Origin of the sequence: Bartonella sp. TT121SHDZB (assembly GCF_042193415.1) — a bacterium.
Taxonomy (GTDB): Bacteria; Pseudomonadota; Alphaproteobacteria; order Rhizobiales; family Rhizobiaceae; genus Bartonella.
In genome coordinates, this window is the sequence record NZ_JBHILR010000037.1 from 1 (window position 1) to 1,688 (window position 1,688).

The window sequence follows — 1,688 nt, forward strand, 5'->3', positions numbered from 1 at the left end:
ACAGAATGAATGATAAAATCCACAACCTCAACGGGTGTATAAACAATCCCAAGCCTATCCGTGGTTTTCTTAAATGCTTTAGTAAAAAAATCCTCATATAGTTTGATAATAAGGTTCTGTCTTGCTTGGGGGGAGGTAATTCCAGAGGCACGGAATTTTACGCTGTCATAAAACTCTTGTAATTCTTGAGATACCTCTTCAATATTGGTTTTATCGAGTTCTGTTAAGATTTTTTCCATTGCTTGCGAAATGGCATTGTTTTGCACAAATTCATTGCCCTCAAACAAAGCTTCAAACACGGGACGCGTCACAAGATGTTGTCCTAACATCTCAAGCGCTTCCTCTTGTTTGATATCACTGTTTAAGTTGTTTTTGAGTTCTTTATAAAAACTCTCAAAAGCATGAAAGGCTTCACTGTTTTCATCAGCAAGCAGGTTTTGAAGATGTGTAATATGGTTTTGAGCAATTTCAGCAACATTGCCAGCCCATATGCCCCAGTAATCGGCAAGGGTAAATTTCTTAGCCAAAAGGGTTTTAAGGGCATTGGGAAACTCTTTATAAAAAGGTAATCTTCCTGTTACGCTATGAATATAGCGTTGTGGTTCATAAGCTGCTTTTCCAATCTCAAGCCCCGCGCTTTCTGGTTTCTCATAAACATGGATTTTATCTTCAACCGTGGTCATACTCTTTAAGGCAACAATCTCTAAAGTATGACTTACGTCTTGATCTAAAATCATCTGGTTAAGGGTTACTTCAAAGTTTTCATCATGGGAAAGCAAAGCATTGATCACTTGCCAAACAACACTGTATCTCTTGTTGTATTTTAAAGCCTCTTCAGCAGAAATCCCAGCAGGAACCCCAACGGGTAGAATGATGTAGCCTCTCTTCTTGCCCTTGGCACGACGCATAATACGCCCCACCGCCTGTATCACATCCACTTGGCTTTTGCGCGGGTGTAAAAACATGATCGCATCAAGAGCAGGAACATCTACTCCTTCAGAAAGACATCTTACATTGGTGAGCACACGGCAAGTATTTTCCCCCGCATCTTCCTTTAACCAATCAAGAGCTTCATTGCGCTTCTTGGCACTTTGTGTTCCATCAATATGCGCAAAGCTACACTGAAGAGGCGGTGTCTCTTTATAAAGCTTATGAAGATCAGACAATTCTTTCTGTATTTCTGGAGAATTGAATGTATCACGGATACGTTCAGAAGTTTTAATGTCTCTACAAAAAGCCAAAGCCCGTCGCATAGGGTTAGGATCATCACTCAAATCAACCTTTAGATCTATTTTGGCAAGGGCTTGATAACAGCCTATGATCTTGGTTTTATCATCAAGAGTAAGTTCATAATTCTCATCGGTCATCAGATGTTGAATGGATTCACTCACTTCCTCTTCATTAACACCCAAGATAATAATCTTATAAGGAACTAAGAGTTCATTTTTAACGGCTTTTGAGAATGTATAGGTGTAAAGATTTTTTCCATAGAGGGCTTCATCATCCATAGACGCTAAAATGCCATTCATTTCATGGGCTTGTTTTTTAGCACTATCAGCAAAGATCTTGGGCGTTGCTGTCATGTAGAGACGTTTTTTACCCCGAATGATGCTGTTATCATGAACCTTGATAAATTCAGATTCATGCTTGTCTGTTCCCAACACAACACCCGTTGTTCTATGTGCTTC

General features: G+C 39.6%; 1 protein-coding gene. It reads right to left on the reverse strand.

Translation table 11 applies throughout. The features are described 5' to 3' along the window. Positions 1-1,688: helicase-related protein (locus ACFIKI_RS08330; RefSeq protein WP_375666744.1), on the reverse strand; the 1,688-nt coding region annotated here is incomplete at both ends.